The 17933-nt window shown below is 68.3% G+C and carries 9 protein-coding genes and 1 pseudogene; 6 read left to right on the forward strand and 4 right to left on the reverse strand.

Annotation, left to right across the window (positions count from 1 at the left end):
• A pseudogene (locus VN779_RS18015) lies at window positions 1-447 on the forward strand (condensation protein); the annotation flags it as partial.
• A 78-nt stretch (window positions 448-525) separates the two neighbouring features.
• Here VN779_RS18015 and pntB read toward each other — a convergent pair.
• Both pntB and VN779_RS18025 read right to left on the reverse strand, forming a co-directional pair.
• Complete coding sequence (gene pntB, locus VN779_RS18020; protein WP_325724816.1) at window positions 526-1965, reverse strand: Re/Si-specific NAD(P)(+) transhydrogenase subunit beta; 1440 nt, start codon at window positions 1963-1965, stop codon at window positions 526-528.
• Between the two features lies 1 nt (window position 1966).
• Window positions 1967-3517, reverse strand: a complete 1551-nt coding sequence (locus VN779_RS18025) for a Re/Si-specific NAD(P)(+) transhydrogenase subunit alpha (protein ID WP_325724818.1) — start codon at window positions 3515-3517, stop codon at window positions 1967-1969.
• Between the two features lie 203 nt (window positions 3518-3720).
• On the opposite strand from VN779_RS18025, the gene VN779_RS18030 reads away from it, so the two are divergent.
• Entirely contained in the window at window positions 3721-4779 is a 1059-nt protein-coding gene (locus VN779_RS18030; RefSeq protein ID WP_325724820.1) for a glycoside hydrolase family 26 protein, read from the forward strand.
• Window positions 4780-4838: 59 nt separating this feature from the next.
• Here VN779_RS18030 and VN779_RS18035 read toward each other — a convergent pair whose 3' ends face one another.
• Entirely contained in the window at window positions 4839-5861 is a 1023-nt protein-coding gene (locus VN779_RS18035) for a hypothetical protein (protein ID WP_325724822.1), read from the reverse strand.
• 173 nt (window positions 5862-6034) lie between these two features.
• Between VN779_RS18035 and VN779_RS18040 the strand changes: the two genes are divergently transcribed.
• Both VN779_RS18040 and VN779_RS18045 read left to right on the forward strand, forming a co-directional pair.
• Window positions 6035-6229: a hypothetical protein gene (locus tag VN779_RS18040; protein WP_325724824.1), complete on the forward strand. Its 195-nt coding sequence runs from the start codon at window positions 6035-6037 to the stop codon at window positions 6227-6229.
• Between the two features lie 47 nt (window positions 6230-6276).
• Complete coding sequence (locus VN779_RS18045; protein ID WP_325724826.1) at window positions 6277-8094, forward strand: ABC transporter substrate-binding protein; 1818 nt, start codon at window positions 6277-6279, stop codon at window positions 8092-8094.
• 157 nt (window positions 8095-8251) lie between these two features.
• On the opposite strand, the gene VN779_RS18050 is transcribed toward VN779_RS18045, so the two are convergent.
• Window positions 8252-10423, reverse strand: a complete 2172-nt coding sequence (locus VN779_RS18050) for a hypothetical protein (RefSeq protein ID WP_325724828.1) — start codon at window positions 10421-10423, stop codon at window positions 8252-8254.
• 470 nt (window positions 10424-10893) lie between these two features.
• On the opposite strand from VN779_RS18050, the gene VN779_RS18055 reads away from it, so the two are divergent.
• On the forward strand, window positions 10894-12726 hold the full coding sequence (locus VN779_RS18055) for a ricin-type beta-trefoil lectin domain protein (RefSeq protein WP_325724830.1): 1833 nt from the start codon (window positions 10894-10896) through the stop codon (window positions 12724-12726).
• A 223-nt stretch (window positions 12727-12949) separates the two neighbouring features.
• Window positions 12950-17933: ricin-type beta-trefoil lectin domain protein (locus VN779_RS18060; RefSeq protein WP_325724832.1), on the forward strand; the 4984-nt coding region annotated here is incomplete at its 3' end.

Below are 17933 nucleotides of genomic sequence, written 5' to 3' on the forward strand. Positions count from 1 at the left end.
GCAGGCGCTTCGCTGCACGGCTACTACGACGGCGACGCCCATCAGGCGCTGCTGGACGACATCGCCGGCCGGCGCGGCGAAAAGATCGACCTCTCCTGCTTCGTGAACGATCGCCGCGTCGTCGCGCCCGAAGAACCCCCGCCGACCGAGGACGAACTGCGCGCCGCCCTCCCCCGTACCAGGCTGCGCTGGGATCGCAAACAACCGATCTTCGACGGCTCATTCTTCCTGCAGGTCGACTCCGCTCCCGACGCTAATGTCCCCGGCCGGCTCGTTCCCGAAGAACAGCAGCAGCCGGCGGTCTACTTCGCCATCTGGGCCGACACGCACGCGCTCGCTCCGCGTGACATCGAGGCCTGCGCCCGCGAATTGGAGGCCGTGACCGTCGAGGCGGCCTTCGATGGCAAGGCCGCTACCCGAGTCGGCCCCTGGAACGGACAGAACTGACGCGGCCGCCGTGCGCAAAGGCGCGCGGCGGCCGCTGTCGCTGGGCCGGATCCGGCTGGCGGATCCGCTGCGCGAGGACTATGCGGGAACGGGAACGGCCGGCTGCGCGGCCAGCGCCGCGACGATCTCGTCGACCTTGGTCTTGGCGTCACCGAAGAGCATCGCGGCGTTCTCGCGGTAGAACAGCGGGTTTTGGACTCCGGCGTATCCGCTGGCCATGGAGCGCTTGAAGACCACGACGTGCTCGGCCTCCCATACCCGCAGCACCGGCATGCCCGCGATGGGGCTGCTGGGGTCCTCGGCGGCGGCCGGGTTAACCGTGTCGTTGGCGCCGATGACCAGGACGACATCCGTGCCGGCGAGGTCGTCGTTGATCTCATCCATCTCCAGCACGATGTCGTAGGGCACCTTCGCCTCGGCCAGCAGCACGTTCATGTGGCCCGGCAGGCGCCCGGCGACCGGGTGGATACCGAACCGCACGTCGACGCCCCGCGCGCGCAAGGCTCGAGTCAGCTCGGCCACCGGATACTGCGCCTGCGCCACCGCCATACCGTAGCCAGGTGTGATCACCACGGTGGACGCGGCGGCGAGCAGTTCGGCGGTCTGCTCGGCCGAGGTCTCGCGGTGCTCGCCGTACTCCCCCTCACCTGCGCCGCTGGGCGCCTCGATGCCGAAGCCGCCGGCGATGACGGAGATGAAGGAGCGGTTCATCGCCTGGCACATGATGTAGGAGAGGTAGGCGCCTGAGGAGCCCACCAGCGCCCCGGTGACGATCAACAGGTCGTTGTCGAGCAGGAAGCCGCTGGCTGCGGCCGCCCAGCCGGAGTAGCTGTTGAGCATCGAGACCACCACCGGCATGTCGCCGCCGCCGATCGAGGCGACCAGGTGCCAGCCGAACAGCAGCGCCACCGCGGTCACCGCCGAGATCGACCACAGCGCGGGGTGCAGCACGAACACCACGGTCAGGATCGCGAAGGCGAGCAGCGCGGACAGGTTGAGCAGGTTCTTGCCGGGAAGCACCAGCGGCGCGGACTTGATGCGCGCGCTCAGCTTCAGGTTCGCGACGATCGAGCCGGTGAAGGTGACCGCGCCGATGAAGATGCCGATGAACACCTCGGCGTGATGGATGCGCAGCAGTGAGCCGGCGAATGAGCCCAAGCCCTTGTCTTCGACCTCGACATACGAGGCCCAGCCGACCAGCACGGCGGCGAGACCGACGAAGGAGTGCAGCAGCGCGATCAGTTCCGGCATGCCGGTCATCTGCACGATGCGGGCACGCCACAGGCCGACAACGGCGCCGATGACCGTCGCGACGGCGACGATCAGCGCGGTGGTGCCGCGCACTGAGCTGTCGTGAACGGACAGGCCGATGGTGGCGGCCAGCGCGATGACCATGCCGGCCACGCCGAAGACCCAGCCCTGCTTCGCGGTCTCGTGCTTGCTCAGACCCGCCAAGGACAGGATGAACAGCAGCGCGGCGACGAGGTACGCCGCGGTGGCGATCGAGGCGGCGGACACGTCAGTTCCCCTTGCTGAACATGGCGAGCATGCGGCGGGTCACCGCGAAGCCGCCGAAGATGTTGATGGAGGCCAGCAGCAGCGCGATCCCGGCCAAGATCTGGACCGGTCGCACGCCGAGCCCGATCTGGACCAGCGCGCCGACCACGATCACGCCGGAGATGGCGTTGGTGACGCTCATCAGGGGTGTGTGCAGCGCGTGGTGGACCTTGCCGATGACGTAGTAGCCGACGACGATCGCCAGGGTCAGCACGGTGAAGTGCTGCGGAATCGGCGCCGGCGCGAATGCGGTCACCAGCCAGAACAACGCGATCCCGGAGAAGACCAGGGTGAGCTTCGCGGTGGCCGACAGCTTCTTCTTCTCGGGTTTGGCCAGCGCCGGCGCGGTCGGCGCAGCCGCGGGGGCCGCGCTGACCTGGACCGGTGGCGGCGGCCACAGCTTCTCACCGCGGCCGGACCCGGTGGCGCGCACGACGGTGACGGCGCGCTGGACGACGTCGTCGAGGTCGAGCACGACCTTGCCGTCCTTCTCCGGAGTCAGCAGCTTGATCAGGTTCACCAGGTTGGTGCCGTACAGCTGGCTGGCTTGAGTGGGCAGCCGGCCGGCCAGGTCGGTGTAGCCGAGGATGGTCACGCCGTTGTCGGTGACGGTCTTGCGGCCCGCGACGCTGCCTTCGACGTTTCCGCCCATACCCGCGGCCATGTCGACGATCACCGAGCCCGGCTTCATCGAGGCGACGTCGGCCGCCGTGATCAGCTTCGGCGCCGGGCGGCCCGGGATCAGCGCGGTGGTGATGATGATGTCCACGTCGGCGGCCTGCGCGGAGTAGAGCTTCGCCGCGGCCTCGTTGTACTGATCCGAGGTCGCCTTGGCGTAGCCGTCTGCGGACTGCTGGGCCGCCTCGTCGACGACGACGGGAAGGAACTCCCCGCCCAGCGACTTCACCTGGTCGGCGACCTCGGGCCGCGGGTCGGTGGCGCGCACCACGGCACCGAGGCTGGAGGCGGCGCCGATCGCGGCGAGGCCCGCGACCCCCGCCCCGGCCACCAGCACCTTCGCCGGCGGGACCTTGCCCGCCGCGGTCACCTGGCCAGTGAAGAACCGGCCGAACTCATGGGCGGCCTCGACCACCGCGCGATAGCCGGCGATGTTGGCCATGCTGGACAGGACGTCCAGGGACTGGGCGCGGCTGATACGCGGCACGGCGTCCATGGCCAGCACGGTGATGTCGCGTTCGGTGAGCGCGTCGACGAGGTCTGGGTTAAGCGCCGGGGCCAGCGTCGAGACTAGGTAGGCGCCGTCCCGGGGCTTGCCGATCTCGTCGGGCGAGGGGCCGTTGACGCGCAGGATCACGTCCGCGCCCCAGGCGTCTTCAGCGGCCGCGACGACCGCGCCGGCCTCGGTGTAGGCCGCGTCGGGGAAGGCGGACAGCGCACCGGCACCGGCCTCTACGACCACGTCGTATCCGAGGCCGATCAGCTGTCTGACGGTCGCGGGTGTCGCGGCCACGCGGGTCTCCCCGACCGGCTCGCGGGTCACTCCGATGAGCACTGGCGGTCTCCTTCGAAGGGCGGATCGTGCCGCGATCGTACGCAATCGGGCATAGCGAAAGGCTGGTGCGGGCCCAAACTCCGGGGAGGGCACCAGACCGGATGTCGGGATGTCGATTGTGGATCAGTAAAGCAGGCGCGCATTGATCAGCACACCCGTCCAGCGGTGAATCGCCGTTGCACGGTTGTGCGAGCCTTGAGCCCGTGCAGAATTACGCCGGAGCGCGATATCGCAGGCGGGCGGCGACCGCGCTGTGCCTGGGCGTGTGCGTTTCGATGGCAGTGGCCGGCGCGCAGCATCGCTCGATGCCCAGAGATCATCGGCTGGCGGTGGCGCGATCGGCGCCGGATCCTGCCGCCACTCCCATCCACGGTGCGGTCGCGGTGCCTGGGCGGTTGAGTTCGGGGCCGTTCACGCCGCCGGACGGGACGATTCTGCTCGGTGTTTCCACCGACCTATACCGTCTCGACGCGTTCGACCAAGCGGCAGGCATCGCCGCACATCCGGCGATCTACAACAGATGGACGACCCCGAACGGCTCACTCCAGCCGATTCTCGACGATGCCCGCACCCGCCCGGGCATGGCTGCGATGGCTTCGTGGAACCTGCCGCTCGCCGACGGCGCCGTCGCGGCGGGCCGCGAGGACGGCTATCTCTGGGATCAGGCGGCAGCAGTCAAGGCGTATGGCGGACCGGTGTTCATCCGGCTGGACTGGGAGATGAACGCCGACTGGTATCCGCGCTGGAATCCGCCGGCCGTCACGCCCCAGGCGTTCATCGCGGCCTGGCGGCATGTCGACCAGCTCTTCAAGTCCGCGGGCGCGAGCAACGCGGCGTTCGTGTGGTGCCCCACTGTCTGGAGCGGCCCGAATGGCGTGGACGATTCGGCGTGGTACCCCGGGGACGACGCGGTCGACTGGGTCGGACTCGACGCCTACCCGCAGGGCGCCGCGCCGGACTACCTGCTGCACGGCCCGGACGCCATGGAACCGATGGCCCAGTTCGCCGCCGCGCACGGCAAACCCCTGATGCTCGCCGAATGGGCGCCGCAGCTGCCGCACCCGGACACCGCGGCATCGGTCGACCTCGTGCTCGACTGGGCCGAACGCTACCCGAAGACGATCAAGGCACTGGTGTACTTCGATTTCGACAACAGCTTCGAGAGCAAGGATTTCCTGCTGATCGATCATCCCGTCGCGGCGGCGGAACTGCGCCGACGCACGCAGTCCAACCCGAGATACGTGACGAGCCTTACTGGGTGAGTGATGCCCTGTGGCCTTGTCGCGGGACGCCACCTGCGCGCTTGGGCCCGGCTCAGTGGTCAGAGCTCGGCGTCGAAGATCCGCAGTTGGCCCAACGCGTCGGCGTTGTTGTTCCACACCCGGGTCGCTTCAGCTTTCGCTGCCGTGGCGGCTTGAGCGTAGTTGTCCGCCTGCTGGTAGTTCGGGTCTGTTTGGATCGCTCCGGAGGTGCAGCCGGTTTGCAGGTCGGCGGCGATGTTCGCGTAAGCGGTGTCGGATTGCGCGGAGGTGAGCCACGCGTGTCTCAGCGCCGCGACCAGCTGGTCATGGTCGGGGACTCTTGACACGTTCAGCGCGGTGAGCTGCTCGACTTGCTCCTGTCGTTTGCGCGCGATCGCGCGCAGCTTGCTTTGCGCGTTGGACAGGTTGCGGCAGCCGTTGAGGTCCCAGATGGCGTCGTTCGTATCCGAGCGCATCGGCGCGAACTGGTAGATGAGCAGGTACAGCTCATCAGCCTGCTGCATCGGCGAATCGGCAGGGCTCGCGGAGGCTCGAGGCGCGTTCGGACCGGCCGCCGGAGTGTTGCCTGAGCCTTCGGCCAACACCTTCATGCCCAGGACCGCGGTGATCACGGTGAGCGCGAGCGTGGCCATACGACTGAGCGGCAGCATCGCGCGTCTGGAGCCGCGCCGCGAGCTTGGCCGGCCGCTGTCCGGCTGTGGGCTGAGCGTTACCGCGTCGAGCTGCGACGGCTCCTCGTGCTCCTCGTGCTCGTCGGCATCGTACGGCGGCGCGACGTGCAGGCCGGACTGCCCGTTCGGGGTGGCGGGTACCGGCGGGTGTTGTACGGCCAGCGCCTGCCAGCGTGCCCGCCAGATCTCAGCGTCGCCGCCGCAGGCCTGGACGTAGGCCAAAGTCACGTCCAGGGAAGGCAGCTTCGCTCCTGATGCGGCCACGGACAGCGTGCTGGCGCAGAATCCGGCGCGTTTGGCCAGCACCCGGTAGGGCACCTTCCCCGCCGACTCCCGCAGGGCGCGCAGATCCCAAGCGAAAGTCGCCAACGGTCCGGCGCCCGGATCCAGGAACTCCTCGTTGCGCGGCATGCCAAGCCCCCTGAGAGCGAACTACGCCACAGGCCGTGATCAAGCGCGCCATGCAAAACGTCCGGCCCGCACCGCCACCGCCCTCACCACGCTACCAATCCGCACGACTCATGTCAGTTGGCTGTGAGGCGCCGTTCACCCGCCTCGGCCGGCCCGCCGGCGAGACCTAGGCCATGTTGTTCGGCATTGATTGGCGAACACCGAGCACCGGTGCCAATCAACATCCCGGGTTCTATCACTGGATTGGGGCCTGGTGGATCACCCGGCAGCGACCGCCGCTGCAACGGGGCTGGGTGATCGGAAAGAACTTCGAGGGCCACGAACTGACCGGCAGGTTCAAACCCGAATCGGCAGCCGGCACGCCATGAGACGAATCACGGCGACATCAACCAATGGCATTGGGGGTTTGCGCGCAGTGCGGAGCACGCGAGGTAGCAGACGCATTCCACGTACGATCAGGACCGCAGCGGCGGCCTCCGCCGCGCTGGCGGTCGGAACCGCGGCCGCGTGCGGCGGCGGCAGCTCGGCCGGGCCGGCCGCCCACGGGGGCGACAGCATCTCGGCGAACTACGCGCTCACCGGCGTCGTCAATCCCTCGACCCACAAGGGCGGCACGCTCGTTCTGGGCGGAACCCAGGATCTGGACTCAGTGGATCCGGTCAACCAGTACTACGCATACGCGTGGGATTTCTCGCGGTATTACGCGCGCACCTTGATGACCTACAAGGTCGGCGCGCCCGGCCCTGCGTCGATTCAACTGGTCCCCGGGCTGGCCTCCGCCGCGCCGACGGCATCCGCGGACGGCAAGACGTGGACGGTGAAGATCCGCTCGGGGCTGAAGTTCTCCAACGGAGAGAACATCACGTCGAAAGAGGTCAAGTACGCGATCGAGCGCTCGTATGCGGTGGACAGCGTCAACACGGCCGGCCCCGAATACTTCAAGGCGGTGTTGACCGGCGGCAGCTACCTCGGCCCTTACAAGGACAAGTCGGCCGACCATCTCGGGCTGACCGGTGTGGACACGCCGGATGACACCACCCTGGTGTTCCACCTGGTCTCGCCGTACAACGACTTTCCGTACGTGCTGACGATGCCGCAGACCGCGCCGGTCCCGATCGATGTGGATCAGAACTCGGCAACCGGCGGGCTGCACTACACCGGGACCAACGTGGTCTCCTCCGGCGCGTACGTGATCTCGGCCTACACGGCGGGAAAGAACATCACGCTCACGCGCAATCCGAATTGGTCGGCGGCGAGCGACCCGAACGACCCCGCGCTGCCCGACAAGATCACGGTCAAGACCGACTGGGACGCGACCCAACTGGACCAGGCGATCCTGGCCGGCACCGTGGAAGCCGACTACGCCGGCAGCGGTCTGCAGACCGCCGACGTGGCCACGGTGTTGAGCAATCCGGCGAAGAAGAAGTACACGGACAACCCGGGCGCGAACACCACCCGCTACATCACGATCAACCAGGACGTGGCGCCGTTCGACAACGTCCACTGCCGCAAGGCGGTGGCCTACGCGCTGAACAAGGTGGACCTGGTCAACGCGCGCGGCGGCGAGATCGCGGGCGCCAAGATCGGCAACACGATGCTGCCCCCGGGAGTGCCGGGTCACTCGAACGCCAATCCCTACCCGACCGGTCCGGACAGCAAGGGCGACGTGGCCAAGGCCAAGGCGGAACTGGCGGCCTGCGGCAAGCCCAACGGTTTCGCGACCGGCATCATCACGGTAAACACCGGCAAGGGTCCGGGCGGGGCGATCGCGTTGCAGAGCGCGCTGGCGCGGGTCGGCATCTCCACGAACATCGCGCAGGTCGAGGGCTCGAAGTACTACAGCCAGAACCTGCAGCGTCCCGACGTGATGAAGAGCAAGGGCTACGGCCTCGCGCTGTCCGGTTGGGGCCCCGACTGGCCGACCAGCTTCGCCTTCTTCTCGCAGATCACCGATGGCCGCCTGCTCTCGGCGACCAGCAGCGGCTCGAACTACGGCCGGCTCAATGACCCGACGGTCAACAGCCTGCTCGACCAGATGAAGGCGGCCAAGACGACGAGCGAGGCCTCCGCGCTGGCTGGTCGCCTTGACACTCAAGTCATGTCCGACGCCGTGTACATCCCGTACGGCTACGACACGCTCCTGCTCGCGCGCGGCAAAGACGTCACCAACTACTACATCTCAAGCGCGTACAACGGTCTCGCGGACTTGATCGCCTTGGGCGTGACCTCCTGATTGCGCACTGACTGTCCCGTCTAGACACTGACCCGTCTATAACCTGTCCCATCTAGACACCGTTCGACCTGGACCCAGCTGTCACCCGCACTGACGGGCCGACAACTGGGTCCAGTTCGCGTCTTAGCCGGCCATTTGGCTTGCCGGCGTCCTGAACTCAGAAGATGGTTGCCGAGTCCAGCGCGATGATGTCGTTCGAGCTCGCGCTGTTCTTGGTTCCGGTCACGGTGATGGTGACGGTGTGGCTTCCCGTGCTCAGGCCGGACACCGTGAACAGGCTCGCTCCGGGGACGCGGGTGGCGCTGTAGTCATCGACGGTGCGTGCGGTGCCACCGTCGACCGAGAAGGTGACGATGCCCTGGTCCACATCCTTGACTCCGTAGATGACCGCGCCGGTACCGGTGAAGGCCAGCGTCGCGGTCGATCCGGCGGTGCTGTTCCAGTGCGCGGTTCCTTCGTAGAGGTCGCCGATTCCGGTAGCAGTCCCCCAGTTACTGCCGTAAGCGAAGGAGGTGGTGCCGGTCGTCGTGCCGTCATCGATGGTTGAGATGGCCGGGGTCACGGTGGCGTAGTCGAGTGCGACGGTGTCGTTGGCACTGGCGGAGTTCTTGGTTCCGGTGTTGCTGATCGTCACGGTATGGGTGCCGGGGGCCAGACCGCTGCTGGACCACAGCGGTGCTTGAGCAGTGCGGGTGCTGGCGTAGTCGTCGGCGTAAGTCACTGGTCCGCCGTCGACCGAGAATGCCGCGATGCCCTGATCATGGTCCTTGACGCCCCAGATGGTGACGCCACTGCCGGTGAACGTGTAGGTCGCGGTGCCGCCGGTGGTGTTGCTCCAGTGGGCAGTGCCCTGATACAGGTCGGAGACGCCGGTGGCGGTGCCCCAGTTCGCTCCGTAGGAGAAATGGTCGGTGCCGGAGGTGGCGGTGTCATCGCTGGTGGTGTCCGCGGCGGCCGAGCCTGGCGGCGTCACGAATACGACGTACGCGCCGTTGGCGTCGCCGAGCGTGACGGGCACGGTGATCGCGTCGCCAGAAACGGTGACGTTGCCGCTGTACACCGTCTCTGGGGTGTTGAGTGAGGCCACGTCGGGGATCCGGTCAACCTCGACGTGCGTCGCGCTGCCCGAGACCAGCCACGGATCCGCGCTGAATCCGCTGATGGACACGTTCGCCTGCCCGACGAAGCCGCCAGAGTCGCCGATGAGCGCCGCCATCTGCTTCTTGGTGCTGTCGACGGCTGCGGTGATAGCGGTGTTGCCGCTCCCCGTGGTCGATACGCGCGTTCCGGTCAGGTCGGCGTACGCCCGGTAGGTCCAGTACTGGCCGGAGGGGACCAGGTTCCCGCCGGTGTTGGTGAGGATGACGCCGAGATCGCCAGAGGCGCAGCAGTTCGTCCACTCCCCCCGTGCGGCGGTGGCCATCCCGGACTGGGCGAAGCGGTCCAGGGACCAGGCGGTGTAGGCGGAGTTCTGCACGTTCAGCGGGATGTATTCGTTCGCGGACTGCGTGATGCCGGTGATGCCATCAGCGGACAGATATCCGTTGACCTGGGCGACCGCGGCGACCGGGTCCTCAGTGCCGCCGCCTTCGAGGTGATAACTGATGACGTTGGGCAAGGTGCCCGCGGCCTGCGCGGTCTGGATCCACGTCTGGAACGCGCTCGTCGGCCCTCCCGCGTATGCGGGGCCGTCGATGTGCGCGGTGGGGGCCAGCCGGCGGATCTCCCGCACGGCGCTGTTCCACATGTTCCAGTACTGAGTCCCGATGCCGGGCGGGAAGAAGCCGCCGCCGTTGGGCTCGTTGTAGGGCTCGTAGGTGACCGTCACGCCGGCGGATTGCATGGCGGCGATGGTGTCGTCGATGAACGTGGTCCAGTTCGAGCAGTCGCCGTTGTTACACGGGTAGAGCGCGTTGCTCGGCTGAGTCAGGTCGGCGCCCCACAGGTCGCTGAGCATCAGGACGTATTCGGCGTGATAGGGCGCTTGGGTGACGCGCTTGGCCTGGTCGACGATGGAAGTGATCCGCGCCTGGTAGCCCGCGCCGGCCTTGTAGCCGTCGCCGATCCAGCCGTCGCCCGCGATGCGCGCGCCGCCGCCCCGCATCAGCGTGGGGTTGAGGGGCTGAAGGTAGTTGTCGCCGGGCGCACTGCCGTCCTGGCTAAGACCGTAGAGGAAGCCCTGCCCGACACCGGTCATCGCCCCGGCGGTGCCGGACAGGTTCACCGCCAGCGACTCGGTGGACGCGCTGGCGCTCGGCGGCACGGCCACCAGGGCGAGGGTCGCGGTCGCGCCGACCGCCAGCCAGCTTTTGATCTTGAAGCGTACCAAGTCACTTCTCCTTCGAAATGACGAAACAGGGCACCGATCGACGCGCGCGACTTGCAAGAGCGCGAGCCGCGACTGTCGAACCGATTCGTCAGAACTAAAGCGCGGCCGTTCGCAGGTGTCAATGGGCTAGCGCGCATCCACTTAACGGCTTGGCATTCGATCAGTCATGAGGCACTCATCTGACCAGCCGATCATGGCTGCAAGTGGTCAATCACGCGATGCAGTGCTCTGCATGCGACGCCGAAGCTGTACCCGGTTCCCGCGGACGAGCACAATCGAACAACTTCGAACCGATTCGTCAATCCGCAACTCTGGCGGGATCAACGATGTCGAGGCTTGACACGCCGACCGAGGGCGTTTAGACATCCCATGTCACCCTCGCAAATCCGGCACCGGGCTCGGTCCACGTCGGGGGCGGCCATGTTAGCGCTCACAAATCTCTTACCCGCCAACCGAGAGGCTTGACACCGATGTCGAGAGCTCTACGACGCGCCGGCTTGCTCGGCGCTTTGGCCAGCGCACTCGGACTCTCGCTGGTGGCCGTGCCGGCGTCGCCCGCCTCGGCCGCCAACGAAGTGGTCCAGAAGTGGCTGACCACCTCGGATCTGAGCCAGCACCTGACGCAGCAGGCCAACCTCGGATTCTCGGCCTCGTCCGGTACGCCGGCCATCAGCATCGACAGCACCCAGACATTCCAGAGCATCGTGGGCTTCGGTGCCGCGATGACCGACACTTCGGCGTGGCTGTTGTCTGACAAGCTGAGCGGCACCGCGCACACGAACCTGATGAACGCGTTGTTCAGCCCGAGCCAGGGCATCGGCATCAGCTGGCTGCGGATTCCGATGGGCTCCTCCGACTTCTCCGCCACCGCGCAGCCGTATTCCTACGATGACAACCTCTCCGTCTCCACCGGCACGACGGTCGGCGCGGCTTCGGGCCGCTGCCTGGACGACACCGGCAACCCGGCGAACGGCGTGCAGGTGTACATCTGGGACTGCACGAGCGGCAACGCGAACCAGCAATTCGCCTACACCAGCGGGTCACAGCTGCAGATCGCCGGCAAGTGCTTGGACGCCAACGGCAGAGGCACCACCAACGGCACCAAGGTCATCCTCTATACGTGCAACGGCCAGACGAACCAGCAGTGGAAGCTCAACAGCAACGGCACGATCACCGGCGTGCAGTCGGGCCTGTGCCTCGACGTCTCCGGAGCGGCCACCGCCAACGGCTCGCCGGTCCAGCTGTGGTCCTGCACCGGCGCGACCAACCAGGCCTGGAGCCGCCCCGACCCGACGCTCGCGAGCTTCTCGATCGGGCACGACCTCGGCTACATCATCCCGGATCTGAAGGAAGCGCTCGCGCTCAACCCGGGCCTCAAGCTCATGGCCAATCCGTGGAGCCCGCCGGGGTGGATGAAGTCGAACGGCCAGATGAGCAACGTCAACAACGCCGGAACGCTGCTCTCCTCGAGTTACGGGCCATTGGCGCAGTATTTCGTGAAGTTCCTGCAGGGCTACGCCGCGCAAGGCGTCCCAATCTACGCGATCACCCCGCAAAACGAGCCGAGCTACGCCACCGCCTACCCCGGAATGAACTTCAGCGAGCAGAGCGAGGCCAGTTTCATCGCCAACAATCTCGGTCCGGCGCTGGCCCAGGCGAACCTTTCGCCGGCGATACTCGGCACGGACTTCAACACCAATGTGCTGAGCAACTACGCCGAGCCGCTGATGCAGGACTCCGGCGCCAACAAGTACCTGGCCGGTACCGCATGGCACTGCTACGCAGGCGGTCTCAGTGCCCTGTCCACGATGCATTCGGCTTTCCCGAGCAAGGACAACTACGAGACCGAATGCTCCGACGGCATCGACCCGCAGAACGCTATCGAGACCTTCATCCAGAGCACCCGCAACTGGGCGCGGTCAGCCACGATGTGGAATATCGCCGAGGACCAGAACAACGGCCCGGTCATCCCCGGCGGCTGTAATGCGTGCACCCCGCTGGTCACGATCAACCAGAGCACGGGGAACGTGACGTACGACGCCGGCTATTACTCCGTCGGACACTTCAGCAAGTTCGTACTGCCCGGCGCAAAGCGTATCGCCTCGACCACCACCGCGAACCTGGACGATGTGGCGTTCCAGAACCCCAACGGCTCCCTCGTGCTGATTGTCGACAACACCTCCGGCTCGACTCAGTCGTTCAGCACGAGCTGGGCCGGGCAGCAGTTCAGCGACACGTTGCCCGCGCACGGCATCGCCACCTACCAGTGGACGCCAGGCGGAACCGCGGCCAGCGTCAAATAGCAGCTGGGGCAAATTGCGCTAGCCGACGTAAATCAGCGCCCGCGAAGATACCGGATCGGTCTCTTCGCGGGCGCTGGCCGCGAAGCCCGCGACGTCGGCCGGGAACTGGCTCTTGCGCGGCTGAGCGCGGATCGCTACGGTCTGCTCAGGATCTTGCCGCGCCCACAAGCGCTTGATCCGGGATGACTCCGTCGGGGGGTCAGGAGTCTCACATGGGGGATAAGTGCCATCGCGCGCTGTGCGTAATTCGCTGCTGCCCGTTTCCTTTTACCAGCGCCGCAGAACCATCGCGGCCACGGCCGCGGCGACGGCGTTCGCCCTCGCGCTGACGACCCTCAACGCCTCTGCTGCCAGAGCGGCGAGCCCGGACTGGAACCTCGGCAACACCGAGGCATCGCAGATCTCGAATATCAACGCCCAGGCCGACGGCGTGGTGCGCAATCCAGGCTTAGGCAAATGCCTGGACGACCTTTCCGGTAAGAGCGCCAACGGTTCGACCGTGGACTCCGCAGCCTGCAACGGCTCGGCGAACCAGAACTGGACCTTCAACCCGGGCAGCGACTACTACTGGGACCTCGGCTTCTACGGATCCGTGACGCTGGATAGCGCGCCCGGTAAGTGCCTCGACATCGGCAGCGCCAACGGCGGCGCGGCGGCGTCCATCGCGGTCGGCGGCGCGGTGCAGATGATGCTGACCACCTCCGGCGAGGTGTACGCGAAGAGCGGGGTCGGGCTGGGCGGCTGGACCAAGGAGAGCGACTTCGAGGTCCAGCGGATCGCGGCCGGCTCCGACGGCACCCAGATGATGGTCGGCGCCGACGGTGCGATCTACGCGCGCAACACGATCGGCGCGAGCGGCTGGACCAACGAGGGCAGCTACGAGGCCAAGGCGATCTCCGCGAACGACGGCGTCCAGCTCTACCTCCGCGATGACGGGACCGTGTACGCGCGCAACGGGATCGGCGCCGCCGCCGGCTGGACCGCGGAGAGCGCGCCCGGCGCTACCGCGATCTCGGTGGGCTCGGACGGCACCCAGATGATGATCGCCGCGGACGGGGCCGTCTACGCGCGTTCGAGCATCGGCGCGGTCTCGGGCACCAACGGCCTCGGGGGCTGGACCAAGGAACTCGCCCCCGGCGCGAAGGCGATCGCCACGAACGGCGGCGTGCAGATGCTCGTCGGCAGCGACGGCTATGCGTACGCCAGGACCGGGATCGCGCTGGGCGGCTGGACCAAGGAGACCAGCATCCCGGTCGCCGACCCGAGCTTCACCACCGCCATCGCGGCCGGCTCCGACGGCACCCAGATGGTGATCGCGAACGACAACTACGTGTACGCCAGAAAGGGCGTGGCGTACAACGGCTGGACCAAGGAGGGCGGCCCGGCCACCTCCGGCGGCTTCGGCTCGCTGATCGCCGCCGGGGCCGGAGGCGTGCAGGCGATCATCCTGAGCAGCGGCATCGTGGACGGGCGCACCGGGATCGGGACCACGGCGTGGACCACCGAGAGCGACCTGAACACGGACATGGCCAACGGCCGGCCGGTCGTACTGTCCGACTGTCAGGGCTGGAAGAGCCAGCAGTGGCTGTTCCAGCACGACAAGACCGGCAGCATTCAGCTGTACAACCCGACCTCGGGCCGCTGCGTCGACACCCCGAACTCCTCGACGGCCGACGGCGTCGCGCTGCAGATCTACAACTGCAACGGCAGCATCGCGCAGCGCTTCACGCCGCCGACCAGCCCGCTCCCGCCGAGCGGTCCGATCACCAATTCGGTGATGAGCAAGTGCGCCGTCCCCGCGTCGACTACCGCAGCAGCCGCCAACGGCACCGCCGTCGTGCTCTACAACTGCGGCGTCGGCTACAGCACCGGTCCGGTGATTCCGTGGGCGCTGCACTCCGACGGCACGCTCATGGCCGGCGGAATGTGCCTGGCCATCAAGGGCGGGGAGAGCGTCACCGCCAGCGGCACGCTCGTGCAGCTCTCCACCTGCGCCGGCAGCCTGGACGAGCAGTGGGTGGTCGGATTCGACACGAGCAGCAGGCCGCGGCTGATGAACCCGAACTCAGGGCTGTGCCTGGACGATCCGAACTCGACGACGACCAACGGTACCCAGCTGCACATCTGGACCTGCAACAACACCGGCGCACAGGTGTGGGACATCCCGCACGCCGGGCACACCTTCGCCGGCCCGGTCACTGCGACCACCTCGACGCTCGCGCCGGGTACCGGCGACATCAATACTCGGATAGCGGCGATGAACACCGCGGCCACCGTCCGTGACACCCAAGCGCATCTCGCGCTGCTGCTGCACGCCGGCGGCACGGCGGTACGCAGTTCGGTCGCGCAGGTGCTCGCCGGCCCCGACACCGGCATGACCACCGATTGGTCAGAGACGAATTGGGACTCCTCGACCTGGGTGAACGACCCGAGCAGCCCATTGCAGCACGATGTGTCGGCCGCGGCGATCGCCGACCAGAGCCGCCAGCAGCGCGCGGACGGCATCGACCACTTCCTGTGGGGCTACCCGATGTCCGGCTACGGCTCGCAGCCGGACTTCAACGCCGACGTCACGAACTTCATGTCAAAAGACTCGACGTATTGGCTGGCCACCGACGCGGTCTTCGCGAGTCTTCCAGTCACCCACGCCGACCAGGCGGCCAAGGACAAGGTGACGGCGATCGCGGCGACGCACGCGGCGGCGGATCCCGCCAACGCGTGGGAGTGGAATACGTACGGCGACGACGCGATCAACGGCTCGGCCGACGATGTGCGCCGGTTCATCCAGTACGACGGCTGGCCCACGGTCGCGCCGGACCCCGGCACCCCCGAATTCCGGGTCGAGGTGGAATCGCTCAAGGCGCGCTGGGCCGGCGGTGACCCGTCGAACCCGCTCGACCCGAACCATGTGCTGCTCGGCGCGGAGGAGACGGCCTGGGCCGAATGGCAAGCCGAGTTGAACGCGCAGGCCCAGCCGCGCGCGAACATCGTCGCCGATGAGATGCAGGCCCTTGACGCGCTCAAGGCAGGCGCCGAAACCATGCACGACGGCCTGGACTATGCGTGGACGGCCGGCGGGATCCTGTGGGCTCAGGGCCAGAAGGCGAACAACGTCTTCGGTTGGTCCAGCGTGGACATGTCGCATGCCACCCACGACCTCGGCCTGATCAAGGCGAAGGTCGCCGCGCTGGCCTCGGCCGCGCAGAACGAGGCGGCGATCGCGCAGGACGCGGCGAACAAGGCGGTCGCCGAGCGCAACGCGGCTTATGCGATCGCCACGTCGGCCGGATTGCCGGAAGGCAGAGGCCTGGCTTACGCGGTGCAGTCCGCGCAAGTCACTCAGGCGGCAGCGGCCGCGGCGCAGGCGACTTCGAACGCGATGCAGACCGCGGTGGCGGCGACCAACGCGACGCTCGCCGACTCGGCAACACTGCTGGCGAACGCCAGCGCGCAGGCACACGCGGCCCGGGCGCTGTACCTGCGTGAGACCGCGCAGGACAACGCGGCCCAGGCCTCCGCGCTGGCGACCCAGGCAGCGAATCAGGCCACTGCGGCAGCGGCCGCCGCCAAGGTGGTCGCCGCCGACAAGGCGAAGATCGCCACCGTGGAGGCCACGGCCAAGGACGCCCAGGCTCGGGCGGACGCCGCCGCTGCAGACGCGGCGAACCAGGCCACCATCGCCGCGAATGCCGAAGCGACCGCGCAGACCCAGCGCAACAACGCCGCGGCGGCCAACGCCAATGCGCAGCAGCAGGCCGCGACGGCGGCGACCAGTGAGGCCAATGCCTCGACCGCCGCGGCCAACGCCGCGAGCCTGGACGCCACGGCGCAGCAGGCCGCCTCGACCGCCTCGACCGCCCGGGCCCAGGCCGCGGCGGCGCAGGAAGCGAAGAACGCCGCTGCCGCGAAGGCGCAGGCGCTGGCCGCGGTTGCCGCCGCCGATCAGGGAACTGACGCGGCCGCCGGCGCCACCGCCGCGGCCAACCAGGCGCAGTCGGACGCCGACGCGGCCAGCGCCGCGGCTGACGCGGCCAACGCCAATGCGTCGCAGGCCGCGAACGATGCGGCGGCGGCGCAAGCCGCGGCCGTGCAGGGAACCGCGGCGGCCGAAAAGGCGGTTTCGGACGCCTCGGCGGCGGACTCGGCCGCCGCGCAGACCAACGCGGCGGCGACGAAGGCCGATTCGCTCGCCGCCAACGCGATCGCGCAGGCCGGGGTCGCCGCGCAGAACTCCGCGGCAGCGCAAGCGACGGCGGCTCAGGCGAAGACTGACGCCGACAACGCGAAGGCGGCCGCGGAGGCCGCACAGACTGAGGCGGCGGGCGCGCAGTCCGACAGCGCGACCGCGACCGGGCAGGCGCTGGCCACCGCGCAGGCGGCCCAGGCCGCCGCGGCCGAGGCGGCCACCGTCGCCGCACCTGCCGATCAGGCCATTGACCTGGCCGCGCCGTATGCGGCCACCGACTCGGCGGCCGGGCTCGCCTCGCTCTCCTCCGAATCGGCCAAGACCATGGCGCAGCAGCAGGCTGACGTCGCGGCTGCCGAAGCGGCGCAGGCCGCATCACTGGCCGCCGCGGCGCAGGCAGCGGCGAACGCGGCCGCGGGCGACGCAAAGCTGGCCGCGCAGGCCGCGGCCGACGCCGCCTCCTCGGCCGCGAAGGCCGCCGCCTCGGCGTCCGCGGCAATGGCGTCGGCGGCTCAGGCCTCTGCGGATGCGCAGGCCACCAAGCAGTCCGATGACCGGATCCACGCGATGAACGCGCAGGCCCAGCTCGACGCGACCAACGCGCACGCGTCCGCACAGGCGGCTGGTGACTCCGCGGCCGCGGCCCGGGCCGCGGCGACCGCCAGCGAGACCGACGCGGCGGCGGCGCAGGCCGCGGCCGACTCGGCTTCGAGTGACGCCGGCGCCGCGCAGTCCGACGCGAACGCCGCCGCCGCGGACGCGTCCGATGCCAACACCGCCGCGAGCACCGCGCAGGCCGACGCGACGGCCGCGCAAGCCAGCGCAGCCGCGGCGGAACAGGCGGCGGCGGCCGCCGAGGCAGCCAACCGGGTCACCAGCCAGCAGGCCGGCCAGCCGGCGCTTGCCGCGTCCGACCAGGCGTTGCTGCTCGCGAACTGCGGTCAGACCTGCGTGGATCAGTACACCGCGGCGCAGGCACTGGCGGGCACAGACCTGGAGACGTTCATCATCGACAACGGCG

It is taken from the genome of Actinocrinis sp. (assembly GCF_035605935.1).
Classification (GTDB): domain Bacteria; phylum Actinomycetota; class Actinomycetes; order Streptomycetales; family Catenulisporaceae; genus Actinocrinis.

Excerpts from the sequence above, each read along its gene's own strand:
- VN779_RS18035 (WP_325724822.1), bottom strand. The coding sequence starts at position 5,861 with ATGCCGCGCAACGAGGAGTTCCTGGATCCGGGCGCCGGACCGTTGGCG.
- VN779_RS18040 (WP_325724824.1), top strand. The coding sequence starts at position 6,035 with ATGTTGTTCGGCATTGATTGGCGAACACCGAGCACCGGTGCCAATCAA.
- VN779_RS18055 (WP_325724830.1), top strand. The coding sequence starts at position 10,894 with ATGTCGAGAGCTCTACGACGCGCCGGCTTGCTCGGCGCTTTGGCCAGC.